Below are 20,594 nucleotides of genomic sequence, written 5' to 3'. Positions count from 1 at the left end.
TAAAATTGTTGTTATATTTAAGGCTTTAAATTGGATACTATAAGCAACATTTCTACAAGGTATATTAATGAGGGTTAAATTCGGGTGCTTATTTGCAGCTCTCCTGTCAAGTCTATTTAGTTTTTGTTATGCCCAAACGGGTTCTTCAACTATAAGCGGTAATGTTTTAATACAAAATAACCAACCGGCCCAAGCTGCCACGGTTATTCTATTAAACCTGCCCGACTCGTCTGTGGCTATGTCTGCCCTTGTTGGCAATACCGGCAGTTTCCGCTTATCGTATGTTAACCCTGGCAAATACATTGTTCTCGCTACAAGGCTTGGGTTTAAAAAAGCTTACTCCCCTAACTTTACAATTACAGCCGGGCTCGATAAAACCATCGCCTCCATCACCCTGTTATCAATTAATAAAGAGTTAAAAGAAGTTTCGATAGTTGCCAAAAAGCCCTATATCGAGGTAAAACCGGGTAAAATGATCATCAACCCATCGGCCAGCATCGTTGCCGACGGGCAATCTGTATTAGAAATTTTAAGGCAGTCGCCGGGGGTACGTGTTGATAATAATGACAACGTAAGCGTTAATGGCCGCCAGGATGCCCTGGTAATGGTAGATGGCAAAGCTACCAATCTTAACGGCGCCGATCTGGCAGCGTTGCTTAAAAGCACACAAGGTAGCAACATCGACCGGATAGAGGTGATCAAGGGAGGTTCTGCAAAATATGATGCTGCAGGCGGCGGCATCATCAATATCATTTATAAAAAAGGGACAAACATCGGTACAAACGGCACTTTCAATGCATCGGCTGGGTATGGCAAATACTATAAAGGAAGCACGGGTATTAGCCTAAACCATCGCACAGCAAGCTATAATATTTTTGGCAGTTATAGCGTGGTTGCCAATAAAACATGGAAAGATGTTTATACCGACCGTAAAGTTGATTACGCAGGTGTAGAAAGCAATTACAGCACTACCTATAAAAGCGTTATCGAATCGCGCAGCCATACGTTTAGGTTTGGTACCGATTTCTTTCTGTCGCCTAACCAAAGCCTTGGCTTTTTGGTATCCGGTACTGTAAATAATAACAATATCGACAAGAATAACATCTTGCGCATTTATAACAATGCGCTTTTAGATTCTACCATTATTGCCAATTCAACAGTAGATAGGGATATCAGCAATATCAATTATAACCTTAACTATACTGCCAAATTAGATAAAGTGGGCAGGAGCATTACCGCCAATGCAACTTACAGCAGGGCTAAGCGCCACTCGGACGAATACATTACCAATACATTTGCCGATGAACAGGGCTTTGCTTACCGCGACCCGCTTCTGTTGCAAAATATATCGCCTACTAAAATAAAAAACTGGAGTGGCTTTCTGGCATTAACCAACCCGTTACCAAAAGGCAAGTTAGATATAGGGGTAAAATATAGCTACACCACTACAGATAATAACTTTGTGTTTGGCCCGCAAGTGGATGGCATTTACACGATTAACACTACTTTTAGTAACCACTTCCTGTTCGACGAGAAAATTGCGGCCGCTTATGTCAATTACACCACCAAGTTTGGCAAGTTTGATTTTGACGGTGGCCTGCGCGGCGAATACACCAACAACGAGGGCACATCGCTAAACACCGCCGGGATAACCACAGGAGTAACCCCCCATAAGTATTTTAATATGTTCCCTACGGCGACATTAAATTACAAGCATAACGATAAGAATGAGTTTGCATTAAACCTGTCAAGAGGTATTACAAGGCCGGGGTATGATAAGCTTAACCCGTTCCTTTATTTTATTGACCTGTATAATTACCAATCGGGCAATCCCTACTTAAAGCCCGAATATCATAACCTGGTGCAGCTTAGTCATACGTATAATAGTGAAACGGTTACAACATTACGTGCCGAAATTACAACTGGTGCCACCTTCCCATTTGTTGGGCAGGATGACGCATCTAAATTATCGCTAAGTGCCGATGTTAACCTGGGCAGGGTATATACTTATGGCATTAACATTAATACACCTATAAAATTCACACGTTGGTGGACAAGTAATACTGAAGTAGATGCTTCGTACCAACGATACATTGCTTATGTTGAGTACGGCAACCTTAATAAAGGTACAGCCGATGTGACAGTTTCCTCTATGCAAACCTTTACTTTGCCGGGGGGCTTTGCTGCACAGTTGTTAGGAAAATTTGAGACCAATACATTTTATGGCATTAAGCAATTTAGGCCCGCCGGCTTTGTTGATGCAGGCATCAGCAAACAGATATTGAATAAAAGGGGCCGCATAAGTTTAGTTGGCAACGATATTTTTAAGCTGAACCGCGACAGGGCATCCATAAATTATCAAAACCTTAACATTAATATTTTAGATAGGCGAGAGTACCGTAAAGTTTATATAAACTTTAGCTACCGTTTTGGTAAAACAAGCGTTAAGGGTTCCGCAAAGCACGTTACCGGTAACGAGGACGAGCAAAATCGAATGAAACAACCTACTCAATAAGATTGCACTTTTTCTTCGGGGTACTTTCCTTTTATACGGGTCACAAAAAAGTTGCCCAGCGATTCGGCGTTTACAAACTTTTTGTAGGATGCCGGCTTAAAATTAAAATATTGCCATACGCCACCGTTATCCCTAAACTCCAGTTCGAGGATCTGCTGCTCGGGATCATACCCTATACTTTGTAGTGCTGATGACTGTACCTTCCGCCTGCGCATATTATAAAAGCAGGGCAAAGCAAAAATGGTTTTAGAAAATTAACCTGCGTGCCCGCTAAAAGCGCTGATGATAATTATAAGGAGTACGATGAAAGTGATGGCAGTATACAAATGATCTTTCTCCAGGATGAACCCAACAGCGCTAAACATAACCCTTACTATGGGCGTAGCTATTAGCAGTACTATCCCGGCCTGGATGATGGCCCTGCCCCGTAAATTGATGATACCGTTGATGATGCCCCCGGGGCTATGGATAAAATCGGGCACGCCTACAAATTTGTGGTAATTGGCAATGCTTTGTCCGTGGCGTTTCAAATAGATAACACCTCCAATAAAAACTACCGCCATAGAAATAAAAACGCCGGTACGCAGTACCAACCCTATTACCACTTGCATGTCTTTATCTTTAAACCGCTGTATCATTCAATGCCGAAAATAGTGCTTATAAAAGAGCCCGCCAACTTTAATGTTAACCTATATAATATATAGACTTTATTGAAAATCACCTATAAACGCTGATGTTAAAGCAGTTTTTACTATTTTCGCAACCTCAATACGGTAAATAAACAAATGGATTATCAATTTAAAGATATAGAGCAAAAGTGGCAGCAGTTTTGGGCAGAGCATAAAACCTTCAGGGCCGAAAATACCACCAATAAACCCAAGTATTATGTGCTGGATATGTTCCCCTACCCATCGGGCGCGGGGCTGCATGTTGGCCACCCGCTGGGTTATATTGCCTCTGATATTTTTGCACGCTACAAACGCCTTAAAGGCTTTAACGTGTTGCACCCTATGGGGTATGATAGCTTTGGCTTACCCGCCGAGCAGTACGCCATACAAACCGGGCAGCACCCATCTGTAACTACCGAAGCTAACATCGCTACTTACCGCCGCCAGCTGGACCAGATCGGTTTTTCGTTCGACTGGGACCGCGAGGTACGCACCAGTTCGGCCGATTACTATAAATGGACGCAGTGGATCTTTATGCAGCTATTCAATAGCTATTACGATAAAGATGCCGATAAAGCGCAAAGCATTGCCAAACTGGTTGAGCATTTTGAAAGTAAAGGCTCGGCAGGTATTAATGCCGTTTGCGATGACGAGACCTTAACATTTACCGCTGTTGACTGGAAAGCCTTTAACAAGCGGGAACAACAGGCAGAGTTATTGAAATACCGCCTAACCTACCTGCGCGAAAGCACCGTTAACTGGTGCCCTGCCCTTGGTACCGTATTGGCTAACGACGAAGTAAAAGACGGCTTTAGCGAGCGCGGCGGCTACCCTGTTGAGCAAAAGAAAATGATGCAGTGGAGCATGCGAATTACCGCGTATGCCCAGCGCTTATTAACAGGCCTTGACCGTATTGACTGGCCCGAGCCCCTCAAAGAAATGCAGCGCAACTGGATAGGCAAAAGCGTGGGAGCGAGCGTAAGGTTCCCACTAGAAGGTGCGAAGAGCGAAGTTTCCGGATCGGAACATTTATCCGCTCCCCCCACCTCAAACCCCGCATCTTACATAGAAGTTTTCACCACCCGCGTTGATACTGTTTTTGGAGTGAGCTTTTTGGTGATAGCACCCGAGCATGAGTTGGTTGCAGCGTTGACCACTCCCGGGCAAAAGACCGATATTGATGCATACATCACCCAAACCAAAAAGAAAAGCGAACTTGACCGTATGGCCGATACCAAAACCGTATCGGGCGCTTTTACGGGAAGCTATGTAACCAATCCGCTTAACGGTACACAGATCCCTGTATGGATAGCTGATTACGTTTTGGCAGGATATGGTACCGGTGCGGTTATGGCCGTACCAAGCGGCGACCAGCGCGACTTTTTGTTCGCCAAGCATTTTAATTTGCCAATCATCCCGATCATTGATATACAAAATATTGAAGCAGAAGCCGACCCAACCAAGGAAGGTAAATACATCAACAGCGATTTTATTAATGGCCTTGGCTACAAGGAAGCAACCGCAGCGGTAGTTGCGAAGCTTGATGAATTGGGCTTGGGTAAAGCAAAGGTGAATTTCAGGATGCGCGACGCCATTTTTGGCCGCCAGCGTTATTGGGGCGAGCCTGTGCCTGTTTACTTTAAGGGCAACCTGCCCTATTTAATTGAAGAGCAGCAGCTGCCATTGTTGTTACCCGAGATAGATAAATACCTGCCAACAGAAAGTGGCGAGCCACCTTTGGGAAGGGCTACAGATTGGAGTTATAAGAGCCAGGAATCAAAAGACAAGAACCAAGAAGAAGCTACTTACGCTTACGAACTAAGCACCATGCCGGGTTGGGCGGGAAGCAGCTGGTACTGGTATCGCTACATGGATGCCAACAACGATAAGGAGTTTGCATCGCGCGAAGCGATTGAATATTGGAAAGACGTTGACTTGTACATCGGCGGCAGCGAGCATGCTACCGGCCACCTTTTATACAGCCGTTTCTGGAACAAATTTTTGAAGGATCTGGATTTAGTAGTTGAAGAAGAGCCTTTCAAAAAACTGATCAACCAGGGAATGATACAGGGTAGAAGTAACTTTGTATATCGTTTAATTGACGATGAAGGTAAAGGCACCAACACATTTGTATCGCACGGTTTGATAAAAGAATATAAAACTTCGCCGCTACATGTTGATGTAAATATTGTAGAGAATGAAGTTTTAAACCTGAATAAATTTAAAGAATTTCGCTCGGAGTTTGCTAACGCGGAATTTATACTGGAGAACGGCAAATACATCTGCGGTGTAGAAGTTGAAAAAATGTCAAAGTCCAAATTCAACGTAGTTAACCCGGATGACCTGATAACCCGCTACGGTGCAGATACTTTGCGCATGTACGAGATGTTCCTTGGCCCGCTGGAGCAAAGCAAACCGTGGAATACCAATGGTATAGAGGGTGTGTTTAAGTTCCTGCGTAAATTTTGGAGGTTATTCCATGATGCGGAATGGAACTTTACGGTGAGCAATGAAGTACCTAATAAAGCAGAGCTGAAATCACTGCACAAGATCATCCAAAAGGTGGAGCAGGATATAGAGCGATTCTCTTTCAATACATCCGTATCCAGCTTTATGATAGTCGTTAACGAACTGACTGACCTGAAGTGCAACAAACGCGCTATACTGCAGGAGTTGGTTATAACCCTTGCCCCTTACGCCCCGCATATTTGCGAGGAACTTTGGGTGATGCTGGGTAACCCCGCAGGCAGTATCTCAACCGCGGCATATCCTAAATTTAACCCGGCCTATTTGGTTGAGGATGAGTTTAGCTACCCTATATCATTTAACGGCAAGGTGCGTACAAATATCAGCCTGTCGTTAACGCTGGAGCAATCTGATATAGAAGCCGCTGTATTGGCTAACGCCGACGTACAAAAACAGCTTGACGGCAAGGCCCCTAAAAAGGTAATTGTGGTTAAAGGCCGTATTGTAAATATCGTTATCTAATTACCTTAAATAATTACAGCCCCTGTGCATTGATGCTTTAATAAGCACACGCGCAGGGGCTTTTTGCTCTACCATAGTGTAACATGTACATTACAGTTACACATATTTTACATTAAACCGATAACTGCCTGTAACATTTTTGGCATTTTCGCCTCCAATTATAAAAACGCCCTAATATTTCTCAAATATGAAACGAATACTTTTACTTTTATTAGTTATATGTGCCTCAATATCAGCCAAAGCCCAATTTGGGGTTGGTGGTGGCGGCTCAAATATCATCGGTAAGATCTCTGGTACGGTGATAGATTCACTTACCAAAAAACCGGTTGATTATGCTACCATCAGCATCTTGAAAAGCGGTGCAAAAGCGCCAATAAACGGTGTGTTAACAGATGAAAAAGGAAACTTTAGGCTGGATAACGTTCGTGCAGGTAAATACAAAATTACGGTATCGTTTATCGGTTACCCAACCAAAACTTACGACCCTGTTGAAACTACGGCTTCAAAACCGGACAACAATATGGGCCAGTTGATTATTGCGCCAAGTGCAAAATCATTAAAAGAAGTACAGGTGGTAGGCCAGCAATCACTTATCGAAAACAAGATTGACAGGATAGTTTACAACGCCGAAAAAGACCTTACCGCAGCAGGCGGTAACGCTACAGATGTATTGCAAAAAGTACCATTGGTATCTGTTGACATGAACGGTAACGTAGCCTTGCGTGGCGATCAAAACGTGCGTGTGCTTATCAACGGTAAACCATCGGGTGCAACATCAGCAAGCCTAAGCGATGTATTAAAAACCATCCCTGCCGATCAAATCAAAAGCATCGAGGTTTTAACTTCTCCGTCGGCTAAGTATGATGCTGAGGGCTCTGGTGGTATCATCAACATCATTACCAAAACCAAAAATGCATCTGGCATTAGCGGTGGTGTAAGCGGTGGTGTAGGCACACGCCAAAACAACGGTAACGTTAACTTAAACTATAACAAAAACCGTTTCAATTTTTCGGCTAATGTGGGTGGTAACCTTACCTGGCCGCAAATATCAAGTTCGATGTTCGACCAAACTTTAACCCTTAACGGCAGTACCCAACACAACACAAGCAGCACACAAAACGAAATTAAACGCCACGGTTTAAGAGGATCATTATCTGCCGGTTACGAATTTAACGGCTTCAACAGCATTAACAGTACCCTTACCTTAAACGATGGTGGTTTTGATGCTAACGGTGGTGGTAACTACCATTTTGAAAACGGTGCAATTATAGATTATTTCGGCAAAACAAGTTCAAAAAACAAGTTCAGCGGTTTCGACTGGAATATTGATTACACCCATAAATTTAAAAAAGAAGGCCATGAGATAGTAGTTTCGGGCCAGTGGAGCCATAGCATTGTTAAATCTGATTACCTTAACCTGTTTAGTCTGCGTTATGATAGCCAAAAAGGCAGCAACAATGGTAAAAACAATGAGTACACTGCGCAAGCCGATTATACCAACCCTATCAGCAAAACATTAAAATTAGAGGCAGGTGGTAAAACCATCCAAAGGCGCATAAACAGTGTTTACGACATATATACCGTGCAAAACGACGATATATTATCAGATAACCCGGTTGGTGTTAACCCTGTTTTAGATACCGAGAATTCTAACTTGTACAACTACGATCAAAATGTATATGCAGGTTATAGTGTATTCACTGTAAGCTTGCCTAAGAACTACTCCATTTTAGCGGGCTTCCGTTATGAAAATACGCAAATAACCGGCGATCCGCAAACACCTTACGCAACGCCGGGTACTAACTCACAGGCTTTACAGCCATTTACTGCGAGCTATAACACGTATATCCCAAGTTTAACCTTACAAAAGGTTATGGGTGCTAATACGTTTAAATTATCGTACAGCAAACGTATCCAACGCCCAAGCTTACAGGTATTAAATCCGTTTATTAACCGTAGCCAGCAACAAAGCCAAAGCGTTGGTAACCCCAACCTTGCGCCAGAGGTTTCGCAAACTGTCGAGTTAAATTATAATGCTTTTGTTAAATCATCGGTGTTAAACTTCTCGGTTTATTACAAAAACACCCGCGACCTGATAGAAGGTATTGCAACCCCAATCACAGATAACGGCATTGTGGTTAACCGTACCGTACAAAATAACGTTGCATCAAACAATTCAATTGGTGGTAGTTTTTTTGGTTCGATAAACCCTATTAAGGCCTTAACCATTCGTGGTAGCATCAACGTGTTTACTTATAATCCAACTGTTTACGATACATACACTGGCTTTGTTAGCGCGGATGCTTTAAAAACCCGCCTGGTATCTACCATGTTTGGTAGCGCGCAGCTTACCTTGCCTAAAAACTTTATTGTAGAGGCATTTGGGTTCACCAACTCGGCCCGCAGGACCATACAAGGTAGCAGCCCGGCATTTGGTATCTACGCCTTCGGTATTAAGAAGCAATTTCTGGATAAAAAGGCCTCTATCGGTTTCAATACCGTACAGCCATTTGCAGTTAACAAATCGTTTAACCAAAATATCTCGAGCCCAACATTTACCCAGGTCTCGAAAACACAGTTCCCTTTCCAATCTTTCGGTATAACGTTTAGCTACAGCTTTGGTAAAATAAGCTTTAAAGCACCAAACCCTACCCAGAAAAAGAAAGGCGTTAATAACGACGACCAGATACAAGGTGGCGACCAAAACGGTGGCGGTGCAGCACCTGCAGGCGGCAGATAATAGCCCAAAACAACAATTAATATATTAAAAAACGCCCCTCCGAAATCGGAGGGGCGTTTTTGGTAGAAGATTAAAACTCTTAAGCGTGTTCTAACAGCGAATCTTGTTTGCCATCTATGGCAGTATCAATTTCTTTTTTATGATCCAGTGTATAAGAAAGGGCTACTTTTACAAATTCGTTAAGTGTAATATTATGAATTGCAGCGTACAACGCGGCTTCTTTATGAAGCGTGGATGGGACGCGAACATTAAACGTTCCCTTGTAAGTTTTGTTAGGCTCTTTCCCTATCTCTATACACGCTTCTAAATAATCTTCTATTGCTTCTTCAAAGGAAGTTTTAAGTTCTGTAACCGATGAGCCCTCAAAGCTTATCAAATCATTTACACCTAAAACTTTCCCAAAGAAAACTTCATCAGTAGCGCTAAATTGCACCGATGCGTAATAGTTTTTATATTGCAGGATGTCATTCATTTTGTATATGACCTTTTTCTTTTAAATGAGCAATAACTTCTTTTATTGCATAACCTTTAACAAGGTTGGCAGGATGTGGTTTATGAAGCGTAATGATGTTTTTATTACCATCAACAAATCTTCTTCTCGAACCACCCGTTTTACCACCTGTTAATTCTTTGTAACCAAAAAATGCTACAACTTTACATAATTCATCCCAAGTGAGATCTTTGGGAATAGATAACAAACGACTGATTAATTTTTCTTGTCGTGACATGTGTCAATGCGTTGAGTACGTTTTCCATAAATTTATCTTCCTAATTGCGGGTACTTCTAAAAAATCGGTCTCTTTGTCTAACCTACGCCTCTTAAGTCTCCTCCAAAAGAGGGGAAAAGGTTGGTTTAGAGAAGCCCTTATAATATTAATTATTACAAACATAAAAATAAAAATCCAATATTGCAACTAAATTTTAGTTGCAAGAATTGTGTTAACAAAAAAAAAGCCGGTCAATTACTCGACCGGCTTTCTATATCAATTAAGCTTGCGCTAATTATTTCTTATTGTAGTATTTAAAATCCTTACCAATAAAACGTGCTGCTTCGCCAAGTTCTTCTTCGATACGTAGCAATTGGTTGTATTTAGCTATCCTGTCAGATCGTGATGCAGAACCGGTTTTGATCTGGCCACAGTTAAGGGCAACGGCAAGGTCGGCAATGGTAACGTCTTCAGTTTCGCCGCTACGGTGGCTCATTACAGATGTGTAACCGTTGGTTTGTGCTAAAGTAACCGCGTTGATAGTTTCTGTTAACGAACCTATTTGGTTAACTTTTACCAGGATAGAGTTAGCCGTATGGGTAGAGATACCTTGTTGTAAACGTTTTACGTTGGTTACAAACAAATCATCACCTACTAACTGTACTTTATCACCAATTTTCTCCGTTAGTAATTTCCAGCCATCCCAGTCATCCTCGCCCATACCATCTTCAATAGAAATGATAGGGTATTTAGCTGCAAGTGATGCAAGGTAATCTGCCTGCTCGGCGCTGGTACGGATAGCACCTTTTTCGCCTTCAAATTTCGTGTAATCGTATTTACCGTCCTTGTAAAACTCAGAAGCGGCACAATCAAACGCAAGGCAAATATCAACACCCGGTGTGTAACCGGCTTTTTCAATAGCCTGCAAAATGGTTTCAACGCCATCTTCGGTACCTTCAAACTTAGGTGCAAACCCACCCTCGTCGCCTACTGCTGTAGACAGGCCCCTGTCATGTAATATTTTCTTAAGGTTGTGGAATACTTCGGTACCCCAACGCAAAGCTTCAGAGAAAGATGAAGCGCCAACCGGCATGATCATAAATTCCTGGAACGCGATAGGCGCATCTGAGTGAGAACCACCGTTAACGATGTTCATCATTGGGATAGGAAGCGTGTTAGCGTTAACACCACCAATGTAGCGGTATAAAGGCTGGCGGCTTTCTTGTGCTGCTGCTTTAGCAACTGCCAAAGAAACACCCAGGATAGCGTTAGCACCCAGTTTACCTTTATTTTCGGTACCGTCAAGCGCTATCATGATAGCATCGACAGCATTTTGCTCAAATACATCAACACCTTTTAATTCATCGGCAATTATGTTGTTTACGTTGTCAACGGCTTTTAAAACGCCTTTACCCATGTAAACGGCTTTGTCATCATCACGAAGCTCAACAGCCTCGTGGATACCGGTTGATGCACCTGATGGTACTGCAGCGCGGCCAAGCACACCATTTTCTGTAATTACATCTACTTCTATCGTAGGGTTACCGCGTGAATCAAGTATCTGGCGCGCATGGACAGCAATTATTAAGCTCATAGTTTTTATTGTCGAATTTTGAGTGATATACTATACTAATTTGGTCGGCTAAGTTAAGTCCAAAAACAGGAAATAGCAACGCAAATTTTGCATTTGTAATGATTATTAATCGTTTGTGGTAGGCAGGCGCTCATGCTCCACGCTATTTTTACGATTTATGCGGTACATCAGGGTTAGCATCATATTGCTTTTTGCACTGCTGGTAACAGTGGTATAATTGCGCTGATTTATCCAACCTGCCTGTACTATCCATTTCTTATCAAACTGGTAACCTAAAGATGCGGATACCCGGTTACGCTCGAAGTTGGGGGCTTTATTGTTGAAGAAGATCTCGTCGAACACTGATATAAACCAGGTTTTAGCCACTATCTTTTTATTGTTTAGCGGCACAAACATGTTTAAACGGTAACGGAACCTGTTGCGGTAATCGCCGTTCACCCAGCGCTGCTCTACCCGGTAACGGTGCTCAAATTTTAGCGGGGTAAGGAATTGGTTGATAGTCATCTGCTCCCAAACCCTAAACTCGTTGGTAAGCGGGCCTTTATTCACATCAAAATAATCATAAGTGTGATAGGTACCTGTACCCAATAAGGCAGTAAAGTTTTTATCGATATCGTAACTAACGCCCGCCTTAGCTTCGTAATAATGGAACTGGCTAAACCCCGCGCCATTTGTACGCGCCTGGAACTCGCTGTAACCGCCCCATTTATGAACGCTATCGCCCGGCATTACCACGGTTACGATCCCCCAGGTACCCGTTTTTGAATCTTGTGCATTAACTTTAAATGAACACACTGTTAAAATAACAAGCAGCAGTGTTAAGTGTGAGATATACTTTAACATTTTTTTAATATTGATTTAATACAAATGTATTTCCTGATTGTTATCTACGTGTTAACTAAACAAGTGTTAATATTATTAATATGTTAAGAATTAACCTTCATATTAATTTAATGTTAAGCAAATCAAGGGGGTGTATAAAGCTAAAATGTTGCGGGTTTGCGTTATCTTAGCCCTATGAAATTCCCTTTAGTAACCGTTGTTTTTGTATTGCTTACCGGATTTGCGTTCGCACAAGAGGTGCTTGATATACCCGAACCCAAAAAGGATAGCGCTACGGTTGCTTTGGAACAAGAAAGCACTTTTAGGGCAGTTGAGCAATCACCGTCATTTCCGGGTGGGATGGATCGTTTTAATACCTATGTAGCAAACCATCTGGAAATACCACAGCTTACAGCACTATTTGGTTTTACAGGACGCATCGTGGTTGGCTTTACTGTTGATAAAAGAGGGAAACTAACGGATATAAATCCAATAAGCAATAGCGGCTTAGGGTTGGAAAACGAAATAGCTTCGATAATAGCGCAATCGCCATCATGGAAGCCTGGGATACAAAATGGAATACCAGTAGATGTAAAATATACCATTCCCTTTAAATTTAACTTCCAGAAGCCCATTATCGATATGGCCGAATTAAAAGGTTGCGCATATCAGTTTACTTTTCAGATAAAAGATAAAACGTACAGCATAGATCAGGCTGAGCCAATATTAGGCAAAACATTCCCTGCCGATAAGATCGATTACGCAAGATCTTTCACAGAACAGCCCGAAGAAAATAAGAAAGCCAAAAAGTACCTGATACAAATAAAAGACTAAACAAAAAGATACGCGAAATAACGGTAACTACATTATTTCTTTTTGTCTTGTTTCTTGGTTCTATTAGTCTTGAATCTCCCCCTATTCCCACTTAAAGGTTTTAACCGCTACGGCATAAACTATTACGCCCCATATCAGCAGGATAAAAAGCTGGTGGGTAACATCGCCAAGGCCGGCACCTTCAAATGCTACTTTACGCATGGCATTGTTGAGGTGCGTAAGCGGGAGCGCATTACTTACATATTGCAGCCATTTTGGAAATGCCGTTACCGAAAAAAATGTACCCGACAGCAAAAACTGCGGCAACGTAATGATATTAGAGAGCGGCGGCACGGTACTTTCGTTTTTGGCGATGCCCGATATGGTAAAGCCGAATCCCATAAATATGACAAGCCCGATAGCGCAAAGCACCAGCATATTCAGCACCGTAACCACCCCGTGGATAAGCGTAAAGCCGAACGCGAAGTGCCCTACCGTAATAATAAATAATGCGCCCAGTAACGAGAACACGATCCGTGCTAAAGCCTCGCCCAGTACAATGCTGTAGCGCTTAACCGGGGTAGCAAAAAAGCGTTTGATAACCAGCGTTAACCTCAAACCAATGAACACGAATGCCGTACCAAACACGCCGCTGCTTAGCAATGAGAAACCCAACTGACCCGGTAATATAAAATCGATGTATTTGTACTCGCGCCCGGTAACTACGGTTTCTTTCAGGTTTACGGCATCCGGTATTTTGATGCCAGAGTAGGCTTTTATCTTGCTCAACTGCTCGGACTGAAACCTGTAAAAAATATTGTTCAATACCGATTTTAACACGCCGCCCTTATCGCCCGATGCATGGCTGTACTGCACGCTCATGTCAATTGGTTTCATCGGCGTGAACGGCCCAACGTTGATGATTGCATCTATGCTACCCTTTGCCAGGTTCTTGTTCATCTCATCAGCCGTTTGATCTTTTATCAAATGGACAATCTTAGTTTGGGCAAGTGCCTTATAAACCGGGTTAAGCGTATCGCAGCCTTTGCTTACGCCCACGTCTATAGACATGCCGCCGCCGCCAATATTGGCAAACACCAATATAAATATCAGCGGGAAAGCCAAACTAAACACCACCGCCGACGGGCTGCGTAAAATAGAACGGAAACTGGCTTTGGCAATGGCCAGGGTTGCGCGGGTATTGCTATAATTTTGGTTCATTGGTTCAATAGTTCATTTGTTCACTGGTATTTAAAACTGCAACCTGCCCACCGGCAACTGCCAAACGGGTCGTTAACTCTCCCGCCACTCCTTGCCGGTAAGGTTAATAAAAACATCCTCCAGATTGGCACCTTTGGTTTGTTTGGCCCGCTCGAAACCGGTTGCTACCAGTTGGTCAATAAAGTGGTCTGGGGTATCTATACCGATGATGTGGCCACCGTCAACAAAGGCTACACGGTCGCAAAGCACTTCGGCTTCGTCCATATAATGGGTGGTTATTACAATAGTTGTACCCGCGTTGCGGATCTCGCGGATGAGATCCCAAAGGTTACGGCGCGCCTGTGGGTCGAGGCCCGTGGTAGGCTCGTCTAGGAAAATAATGCGTGGATTATTTATTAGTGTGGTAGCGATAGAGAATCGCTGCTTTTGCCCGCCGGACAGATCTTTGTATTTTGCTTTGGCTTTATCGGTTAAGGCCACCTTCTCCAGCATTTCTGTCGGGGTTTTGTTAACACCGTAAAGGCCCGAGAATAGTACGATCAATTCCGACAAGTTCAAATTTGGATAATAACCGGCTGCCTGTAACTGCACGCCGATGCGCATTTTGATTTTATCGGCATCCGTTTCGATATTAAAACCATCTACCGTTATCTCGCCAGATGTTTTATCTCGCAGGGTTTCAATCACTTCCAGCGTGGTGGTTTTACCGGCACCGTTCGGGCCAAGCAGTCCGAAGATCTCGCCCTCGTAAACCTCAAAGCTGATGCCCTTTACCGCCTCAAAATCGCCGTAATTTTTAACCAGGTTTTTAACCGTGATAATAGGTTTGTTTGCCATACGTAAATATGCGTTGTATTTATCTAATATCATTGGATGAAGGGCAAAATCTCATTAAATTTTAATTAGATTTTGCCCTCACAAAAATGCCTGTTTAAAATATGAGATGGCCCAATAAACTGATGAGTACAACGGCTTTTGCTAACAAAGCTACAATGGTAGTTAGTGCAGGTAGTGTGAGTAAAGTTGTCATGATGTTTGTGTGTTTTAACACTACAAAAGTGTATCAAACCCAAACTTTTTGACAGCATTATTAGGCGAACGGAAACAAATTGTCGGTAAATGTATTCCTGTAAGGAATAAGCATCGGGAAAACAGCGGTTGCCTTTTACCGACTACTCCTCCCCCACATTTATCCCTATCTGCTTTAGCAGTAACGATGCGTTAAAAGTTTTACACTCGCCGTGTTTTATCTTATAGTCGAAAAGCATTTCGCCATTTATAACCTGTATGTCAAAATAGTAGTTGCGTACGTAACCGGGGTATTTATCTTCCAGGCGTGCAATCTGCAGATCGTGTGTGGCAACCATGCCTACCCCCTTTTTGCTGATAAGCTGCTCTATCACGGCTTTACTGCCTAAATATTTATCCATGGAGTTTGTACCGCGCAGCATCTCGTCTATCAAAAAGAAAACCCGGTGCTCGTTTTCTACCGCAGCAAGCAACATTTGCAGGCGGTCAAGCTCGGCTTTAAACGTTGAAGTGCTTTCGTTAAGCGAGTCTTTGATGCGCATGTAACTTACAATTGTGATCACAGAAACTTCCATCGCGCCTGCGCAAACAGTAGACCCGGCAAGTGCCAGCACCGTATTGATGCCGACGGTACGCAAGAAAGTACTTTTACCCGCCATGTTACTACCTGTGATGATATCGATACTATAAGCATCCCGCAAGTCATAATCGTTATCAACCCGTTTACCTCGAATAAGCGGGTGGGCGATGTTTTTAGCAGTAACGGTATAACCTTCCGTATCGGCAATAATGGGGTACACCCAGTCGGGGTAGTTGATGGCAGGCACAGCAATGCTAATTAATGCCTCAAAATCAGCAATCACATCAAAAGCTTCTTCCAGGTTCTCGCAGTTGCTGCGTTTCCAATTCTCAATGGCGATGATCTGGCGGATATCCCACAGTAAAAACAAATTAAGTATAACACCTACTATAACGTTAAGGTGATAATTCAACTTGCTTATCAACTCCGATAGCTCTTTTATTTTGGCGGATGTTTTATCGTCCTTTAATTTTTGGGCAAGGCTGTTGTTATAAACGGCATCCCAGGTTTGGCTTTCTATTTTTTGGAATACCCCGGCATAATTGCCCAGCATGGTTCCAATTTTATCAGCTATCATATCAGCCTTCCTGATGTCGGTAGCCCGCGACAGTACCAGACCCATGTTTACCAGGCCAATAATAATGGCGGCAATTTTAGCTAAAGGATAAAAATAAGCTATCGCGATAGCACCCAACAAAAGCCAGGGCGCAATTTTAGCATACTTGCTTAGCCACTTTTCGCCGGTTAGGTTTAGCGGCAGGTGCAGGTATTTAAACAGGTTAGCAAGGCGGTTTACGTCGCCATCGTTACTGAATAAAAGCAGGGCTTGCAGTTCAATTTTCCAGCTTTGTTTAAGGGAGATCTCTTTAACAGCCTCCTGTCGTAACAAAACGCTTGGCTTATATGCCGGGGCATTTAACCACGCAGCCAATTTATCGTTGCCTGTGGTGGTAGCGGCGCGGTTTATCAAATTAAACAGCGAAGCATTGCCGAAAATATCCAGATCGGAACTGTAAAAGTGCTTATCGTTACTGTATCGCTGGCCGTTGTTATACAGGTTGGTGTTACCTTGCAGGCTATCTATCTCGTTTAGGTTGATGCGCTGCAGATCCAGATAATAGTTGCGTTGGCGCTCGTACCCGCCCTGGCGGGCAACAAGCCATGCAAACGCGGCTAATAAAACCACGAAGCCAATGGCCATAATGGTAAAATTATCTTGTACGATAGTAAGGTAGATGGCAAAAACCATCAGCCCGAAAATGCCCAGCCTTAACAGCGAATAGGTATTGGCCAGCTTTTTTAATTTATCAGCTTCTTGCTTTGCCTGCGCGGCGGTCCCGGTATAGTTATCAATTATAGTTTGTTGCACAGATATTATAGATATTTTTGCACTTCAATGTTACAACAATAAGATAACATTTCAACCCAAATAGTTACATCTGTAAATGAAGATAACGTTTATCACCGTTGGTAAAACCGAGGACGCCTATTTAAAGGACGGTATTGAAAAATACATTAAACGCCTTAAACATTACACCAAGCTGGAACTGGTTGATATCCCCGAACTTAAAAACACCAAAGCCCTAACCGAAGACCAGCAAAAAGCCAAAGAAGCCGAACTGATCCTCAAAAAAATAACCGTGCAAGACCATGTGATACTGCTGGACGAAAATGGCATGGCGTTTACCTCAGTACAGTTTGCCAACTATATCAATAAACGTTCGGTATCATCAAGTGCCAACCTCATCTTCATCGTGGGCGGCCCCTACGGGTTCGATCAAACCGTTTACCAGCGCGCCAATGATAAGATCTCGCTTAGCCGAATGACGTTCTCACACCAAATGGTGCGCCTGTTTTTTGTAGAACAATTGTACCGCGCATATAGTATTATCAAGGGCGAGCCGTATCACCATCAGTAGATGTGCAGATGCGGGGATATGCAGATGCGGGCATATGCAGATGTATTAAGCGTTGTATTGATGAGATACGTTTGCCAAAATGCAATTTTCATATGCACATTTGCACATTAAAGAATAATCTGCACATTTGCATATCTGCATATTTGCAGGGTTAATTATGGCACACGACCACTCCCATCACCACCACGATCATGCTCCGAAATTAGACCACCTGGATGCTGCCTTTATCTGGGGCATTGTGCTTAACTCGGCCTTTGTGGTGGTAGAGGCTATTTACGGATTGATCAGCGGATCATTATCCTTGCTGACGGATGCCGGGCATAACCTGAGCGACGTAGCTTCTTTAGCCCTTGCCCTGCTTGCCTTTAAGCTTGCCAAGGCTAAATCAAACAAGGATTATACTTATGGTTACAAACGTTCTACCATTATCGTATCGTTTTTTAACGCTTTGGTATTGATCATAGCAGTTGGTTTTATAGTATATGAAGCCGTGGTACGCTTTATACACCCCGAGCCTATTGCGGGCGGCACGGTTGCCTGGGTGGCCTTCGTAGGGATAGGTATCAACGGGTTTACCGCATGGCTTTTTGTAAAAGATAAAGACAGCGACCTGAACGTTAAGGGTGCTTACCTGCACATGGCGGTTGACGCCATCGTTTCGGTTGGCGTGGCAATATCGGGGATCATCATTTACTTTACGCATTTGGCCTGGATAGACAGCGCAGTTAGTATCATTATTGGCGCAGTGATACTAACCGGTACCTGGAACCTGCTAAAAGATAGCCTGCGATTGGAAATGGACGGCGTACCAAAAGACATCGACCTTAAAAAAATAAAATCTGAGTTAATAAAAGCCAAAGGTGTGGTAGATATCCACCATATGCACGTATGGGCACTAAGCACTACAGAGAATGCCCTTACCGCCCACCTGGTGGTTAGCCCGGAAGATATGGGCATCTTTGACGAGATAAAGCACGACCTGCGCCATCGATTAGAGCACCTGTCCATAAGCCACAGTACTTTTGAACCGGAGTTTAGTAACGAAAAATGTGAGCAGCCTGATTGTTAATTATGATCAAGCATAAGATTATATCAATTTTTATAGCATTTCTTATTTCATCATGTTTTTTATGGTCAGTTTTGTCAGAAGCAAACTTCTTTAATGTTCTACCATATATTATTCATGAATCGATAAGTCCGGGAGGATCGGGCGAAAACTCATTTATTTTGTATTTTGATATTTCCTTTGCTATAGTGCTATTTATAAGCATTTATTTATTGATCTTTAAATACATATTAAGAGCATATCGAACCTAATTGTACAACATGAAAACCAACCGACGTAAATTTATAACAACCGCAGCTACTGTTGCCGCAGGCACGGTTGTAGCATCGGCTATGCCATCTATTATAAAACCCAACACCATGATAAACAGATACCCGGTAGTACACCACGCGCTTTTCTGGTTAAAAAACCCTGATTCTAAAGAGGACCGCGATAAGTTAGTTGCAGGTGTAAAATCGCTTGGCAAGATTGAAACCATTAAAGAACTGCACGTTGGCATCGTTGCCAGTACCGAAAAACGCGACGTAGTTGATAACAGCTGGGCGGTATCAGAAGTAATGTTCTTTGCCGATCTTGCCGGCCAGGCAACCTATCAAAACCACCCCATCCACCAGCAATTTATTAAAGACCACAGCCATCTTTGGGAAAAGGTTGTAGTTTATGACGCGGTAGATGCGTAACCACCCATCCGTCGTCCTGAACTTGTTTCAGGACCCCTCATAAAAAGTAGCAGACCTTACATGTGGGATGCCGAAACAAGTTCGGCATGACCGCATAGCTTATACATAACAAAGCCCCGACAGGAAAATCCTACCGGGGCTTTAATACTATCAGCAGACACTTATGCTTTTTTAGCAGGCGCTTTCTTCGCTTTGGCTTTTGGAACTTCGGCTACTGGTGCTTCTTCTTTTACAGGTTCGGCAGCTGGTGCTTCTTCGGCAACCGGCGCGGAGGCAGGTGCTTCTTCGCTAAACAAAGGCATATCTTTTAATAACATGTACCAGCTAATTATCTTTTTGATATCAGATGAGTAAACTTTCTCCTCGTCGTGGTCGGCGGCAACCTCATAGAAAAACTCACGGAGTTTTTTGCCATCGTCCTTAACCGCGGGTACGTTCTGGGAAACTTTCATGCGTTCAAAAACGTCAATCAGTTTAATATCATCCTCAAGGCCAAAGATCGTTATCTCGTTCAATGCAGCCAGTTTTGCGGTTGATAAGTTTACCACCAGCTTAGTTTTTTGCGCATCAAGGCTTTCTAAAACATAACCGGTTTTGTTTTGCGCAAGCGCTTTCCATAAACCCGGTTTACCCGATACCGCAACAATTCCCTGTAAATTCATATACTATTCTTCTATTACTTCTATACTTAAAATTTTATCGCCCTGGCGGATGTCGTCAACCACGTCAACATTTTCTATAACCTTACCAAATACAGTGTGGTTGCGGTCTAAATGCGCGGTATTTTCGCGGCTGTGGCAGATAAAAAATTGAGAGCTACCCGTGTTACGGCCTGCATGCGCCATTGAAAGTACGCCACGGTCGTGGTATTGGTTATCGCCTGTCAATTCACAGTCGATACGTGTACCCGAACCACCTGCACCTGTACCTGTTGGGTCGCCACCTTGTACCATAAAATTAGGGATAACACGGTGAAAAGTTACGTTATCGTAAAAACCTTTTTTAGCTAAACCTAAAAAGTTAGCTACAGTATTAGGCGCATCTTTGTCGTAAAATTGAACGGTCATTTCACCTTTTTCGGTTTTAATAATTGCTTTGCTCATTTGTTATAAATTTTAAACAGGTGGCAAAGGTAAGTATTTGAGGTGAAAGGTAAAAGGCGAAAGGTTAAAGGTTTGTAATGGCTAATACTTCGTTATCCGAAATTAACATTCGTTGTTGGATATTATTAAATCATAATCACGAACATCAA

General features: G+C 42.9%; 18 protein-coding genes. 7 read left to right on the top strand and 11 right to left on the bottom strand.

All coding sequences use genetic code 11. The features are described from left to right. The first annotated feature begins 67 nt into the window (after window positions 1–67). Complete coding sequence (locus tag ACVW0P_RS18570; RefSeq protein WP_457133388.1) at window positions 68–2,515, top strand: outer membrane beta-barrel protein; 2,448 nt, start codon at window positions 68–70, stop codon at window positions 2,513–2,515. Here ACVW0P_RS18570 and ACVW0P_RS18565 read toward each other — a convergent pair. Together ACVW0P_RS18565 and ACVW0P_RS18560 are read right to left on the bottom strand one after the other, a co-directional pair. Continuing rightward, window positions 2,509–2,730 (bottom strand): KTSC domain-containing protein, encoded by a 222-nt coding sequence (locus ACVW0P_RS18565; protein ID WP_457133387.1) that lies wholly within the window; start codon window positions 2,728–2,730, stop codon window positions 2,509–2,511. The genes ACVW0P_RS18570 and ACVW0P_RS18565 overlap by 7 nt on opposite strands. 39 nt (window positions 2,731–2,769) lie before the next feature. Then, window positions 2,770–3,153 carry a DUF1634 domain-containing protein gene (locus ACVW0P_RS18560; protein WP_457133386.1) on the bottom strand — a complete coding sequence of 128 codons (384 nt, stop codon included), beginning with the start codon at window positions 3,151–3,153 and terminating at the stop codon, window positions 2,770–2,772. Window positions 3,154–3,300: 147 nt separating this feature from the next. Here ACVW0P_RS18560 and leuS point away from each other — a divergent pair, with 147 nt between their 5' ends. Both leuS and ACVW0P_RS18550 read left to right on the top strand, forming a co-directional pair. Then, window positions 3,301–6,171: a leucine--tRNA ligase gene (gene leuS / locus ACVW0P_RS18555; RefSeq protein ID WP_457133385.1), complete on the top strand. Its 2,871-nt coding sequence runs from the start codon at window positions 3,301–3,303 to the stop codon at window positions 6,169–6,171. A 187-nt stretch (window positions 6,172–6,358) separates the two neighbouring features. After that, window positions 6,359–8,911: a TonB-dependent receptor domain-containing protein gene (locus tag ACVW0P_RS18550; RefSeq protein ID WP_457133384.1), complete on the top strand. Its 2,553-nt coding sequence runs from the start codon at window positions 6,359–6,361 to the stop codon at window positions 8,909–8,911. A gap of 79 nt (window positions 8,912–8,990) precedes the next feature. On the opposite strand, the gene ACVW0P_RS18545 is transcribed toward ACVW0P_RS18550, so the two are convergent. The 4 genes from ACVW0P_RS18545 to ACVW0P_RS18530 form a co-directional block, all read right to left on the bottom strand. Further along, window positions 8,991–9,383 carry a type II toxin-antitoxin system HicB family antitoxin gene (locus ACVW0P_RS18545; protein WP_457133383.1) on the bottom strand — a complete coding sequence of 131 codons (393 nt, stop codon included), beginning with the start codon at window positions 9,381–9,383 and terminating at the stop codon, window positions 8,991–8,993. Then, entirely contained in the window at window positions 9,376–9,639 is a 264-nt protein-coding gene (locus ACVW0P_RS18540; protein WP_457133382.1) for a type II toxin-antitoxin system HicA family toxin, read from the bottom strand. Before ACVW0P_RS18540 ends, ACVW0P_RS18545 begins: the two co-directional genes overlap by 8 nt. 274 nt (window positions 9,640–9,913) lie before the next feature. Further along, complete coding sequence (gene eno, locus ACVW0P_RS18535; protein ID WP_354428625.1) at window positions 9,914–11,212, bottom strand: phosphopyruvate hydratase; 1,299 nt, start codon at window positions 11,210–11,212, stop codon at window positions 9,914–9,916. Window positions 11,213–11,317: 105 nt separating this feature from the next. Then, window positions 11,318–12,055 carry a DUF2490 domain-containing protein gene (locus ACVW0P_RS18530; RefSeq protein WP_457133381.1) on the bottom strand — a complete coding sequence of 246 codons (738 nt, stop codon included), beginning with the start codon at window positions 12,053–12,055 and terminating at the stop codon, window positions 11,318–11,320. A 174-nt stretch (window positions 12,056–12,229) separates the two neighbouring features. On the opposite strand from ACVW0P_RS18530, the gene ACVW0P_RS18525 reads away from it, so the two are divergent. Then, complete coding sequence (locus tag ACVW0P_RS18525) at window positions 12,230–12,868, top strand: energy transducer TonB (protein WP_457133380.1); 639 nt, start codon at window positions 12,230–12,232, stop codon at window positions 12,866–12,868. Window positions 12,869–12,949: 81 nt separating this feature from the next. Here ACVW0P_RS18525 and ACVW0P_RS18520 read toward each other — a convergent pair whose 3' ends face one another. The 3 genes from ACVW0P_RS18520 to ACVW0P_RS18510 form a co-directional block, all read right to left on the bottom strand. After that, window positions 12,950–14,068 (bottom strand): ABC transporter permease, encoded by a 1,119-nt coding sequence (locus ACVW0P_RS18520; RefSeq protein WP_457133379.1) that lies wholly within the window; start codon window positions 14,066–14,068, stop codon window positions 12,950–12,952. A 72-nt stretch (window positions 14,069–14,140) separates the two neighbouring features. Beyond that, the gene (locus ACVW0P_RS18515) at window positions 14,141–14,905 is read right to left on the bottom strand and encodes an ABC transporter ATP-binding protein (RefSeq protein WP_457133378.1); all 765 of its coding nucleotides are present in this window, start codon (window positions 14,903–14,905) and stop codon (window positions 14,141–14,143) included. A 335-nt stretch (window positions 14,906–15,240) separates the two neighbouring features. Next, a complete protein-coding gene (locus ACVW0P_RS18510; RefSeq protein WP_457133377.1) occupies window positions 15,241–17,046 on the bottom strand; it encodes a MutS-related protein in 1,806 nt (601 codons plus the stop codon). 76 nt (window positions 17,047–17,122) lie between these two features. On the opposite strand from ACVW0P_RS18510, the gene rlmH reads away from it, so the two are divergent. The 3 genes from rlmH to ACVW0P_RS18495 all read left to right on the top strand — a co-directional run bounded on the left by rlmH (window position 17,123) and on the right by ACVW0P_RS18495 (window position 19,342). Further along, window positions 17,123–17,596: a 23S rRNA (pseudouridine(1915)-N(3))-methyltransferase RlmH gene (gene rlmH / locus ACVW0P_RS18505; protein ID WP_457133376.1), complete on the top strand. Its 474-nt coding sequence runs from the start codon at window positions 17,123–17,125 to the stop codon at window positions 17,594–17,596. 157 nt (window positions 17,597–17,753) lie between these two features. Beyond that, the gene (locus ACVW0P_RS18500) at window positions 17,754–18,665 is read left to right on the top strand and encodes a cation diffusion facilitator family transporter (RefSeq protein ID WP_457133375.1); all 912 of its coding nucleotides are present in this window, start codon (window positions 17,754–17,756) and stop codon (window positions 18,663–18,665) included. 257 nt (window positions 18,666–18,922) lie between these two features. After that, the gene (locus tag ACVW0P_RS18495) at window positions 18,923–19,342 is read left to right on the top strand and encodes a Dabb family protein (protein ID WP_457133374.1); all 420 of its coding nucleotides are present in this window, start codon (window positions 18,923–18,925) and stop codon (window positions 19,340–19,342) included. A gap of 161 nt (window positions 19,343–19,503) precedes the next feature. Here the strand turns inward: ACVW0P_RS18495 and ACVW0P_RS18490 are convergent, their stop codons facing one another. Both ACVW0P_RS18490 and ACVW0P_RS18485 read right to left on the bottom strand, forming a co-directional pair. Continuing rightward, a complete protein-coding gene (locus tag ACVW0P_RS18490) occupies window positions 19,504–20,004 on the bottom strand; it encodes a DUF5606 family protein (RefSeq protein WP_457133373.1) in 501 nt (166 codons plus the stop codon). A gap of 3 nt (window positions 20,005–20,007) precedes the next feature. Then, window positions 20,008–20,445 carry a peptidylprolyl isomerase gene (locus ACVW0P_RS18485; protein ID WP_457133372.1) on the bottom strand — a complete coding sequence of 146 codons (438 nt, stop codon included), beginning with the start codon at window positions 20,443–20,445 and terminating at the stop codon, window positions 20,008–20,010. Window positions 20,446–20,594 lie beyond the last annotated feature (149 nt).

The organism is Mucilaginibacter sp. UYNi724, from assembly GCF_054057495.1.
This window is presented reverse-complemented; position numbering and strand designations above follow the sequence as displayed.

Bases quoted from the DNA above. Each gene is read 5' to 3' on its own strand.
- ACVW0P_RS18570 (WP_457133388.1), top strand. From the start codon at position 68: ATGAGGGTTAAATTCGGGTGCTTATTTGCAGCTCTCCTGTCAAGTCTA.
- ACVW0P_RS18565 (WP_457133387.1), bottom strand. From the start codon at position 2,730: ATGCGCAGGCGGAAGGTACAGTCATCAGCACTACAAAGTATAGGGTAT.
- ACVW0P_RS18560 (WP_457133386.1), bottom strand. From the start codon at position 3,153: ATGATACAGCGGTTTAAAGATAAAGACATGCAAGTGGTAATAGGGTTG.
- leuS (WP_457133385.1), top strand. From the start codon at position 3,301: ATGGATTATCAATTTAAAGATATAGAGCAAAAGTGGCAGCAGTTTTGG.
- ACVW0P_RS18550 (WP_457133384.1), top strand. From the start codon at position 6,359: ATGAAACGAATACTTTTACTTTTATTAGTTATATGTGCCTCAATATCA.
- ACVW0P_RS18545 (WP_457133383.1), bottom strand. From the start codon at position 9,383: ATGAATGACATCCTGCAATATAAAAACTATTACGCATCGGTGCAATTT.
- ACVW0P_RS18540 (WP_457133382.1), bottom strand. From the start codon at position 9,639: ATGTCACGACAAGAAAAATTAATCAGTCGTTTGTTATCTATTCCCAAA.
- eno (WP_354428625.1), bottom strand. From the start codon at position 11,212: ATGAGCTTAATAATTGCTGTCCATGCGCGCCAGATACTTGATTCACGC.
- ACVW0P_RS18530 (WP_457133381.1), bottom strand. From the start codon at position 12,055: ATGTTAAAGTATATCTCACACTTAACACTGCTGCTTGTTATTTTAACA.
- ACVW0P_RS18525 (WP_457133380.1), top strand. From the start codon at position 12,230: ATGAAATTCCCTTTAGTAACCGTTGTTTTTGTATTGCTTACCGGATTT.
- ACVW0P_RS18520 (WP_457133379.1), bottom strand. From the start codon at position 14,068: ATGAACCAAAATTATAGCAATACCCGCGCAACCCTGGCCATTGCCAAA.
- ACVW0P_RS18515 (WP_457133378.1), bottom strand. From the start codon at position 14,905: ATGGCAAACAAACCTATTATCACGGTTAAAAACCTGGTTAAAAATTAC.
- rlmH (WP_457133376.1), top strand. From the start codon at position 17,123: ATGAAGATAACGTTTATCACCGTTGGTAAAACCGAGGACGCCTATTTA.
- ACVW0P_RS18500 (WP_457133375.1), top strand. From the start codon at position 17,754: ATGGCACACGACCACTCCCATCACCACCACGATCATGCTCCGAAATTA.
- ACVW0P_RS18495 (WP_457133374.1), top strand. From the start codon at position 18,923: ATGAAAACCAACCGACGTAAATTTATAACAACCGCAGCTACTGTTGCC.
- ACVW0P_RS18490 (WP_457133373.1), bottom strand. From the start codon at position 20,004: ATGAATTTACAGGGAATTGTTGCGGTATCGGGTAAACCGGGTTTATGG.
- ACVW0P_RS18485 (WP_457133372.1), bottom strand. From the start codon at position 20,445: ATGAGCAAAGCAATTATTAAAACCGAAAAAGGTGAAATGACCGTTCAA.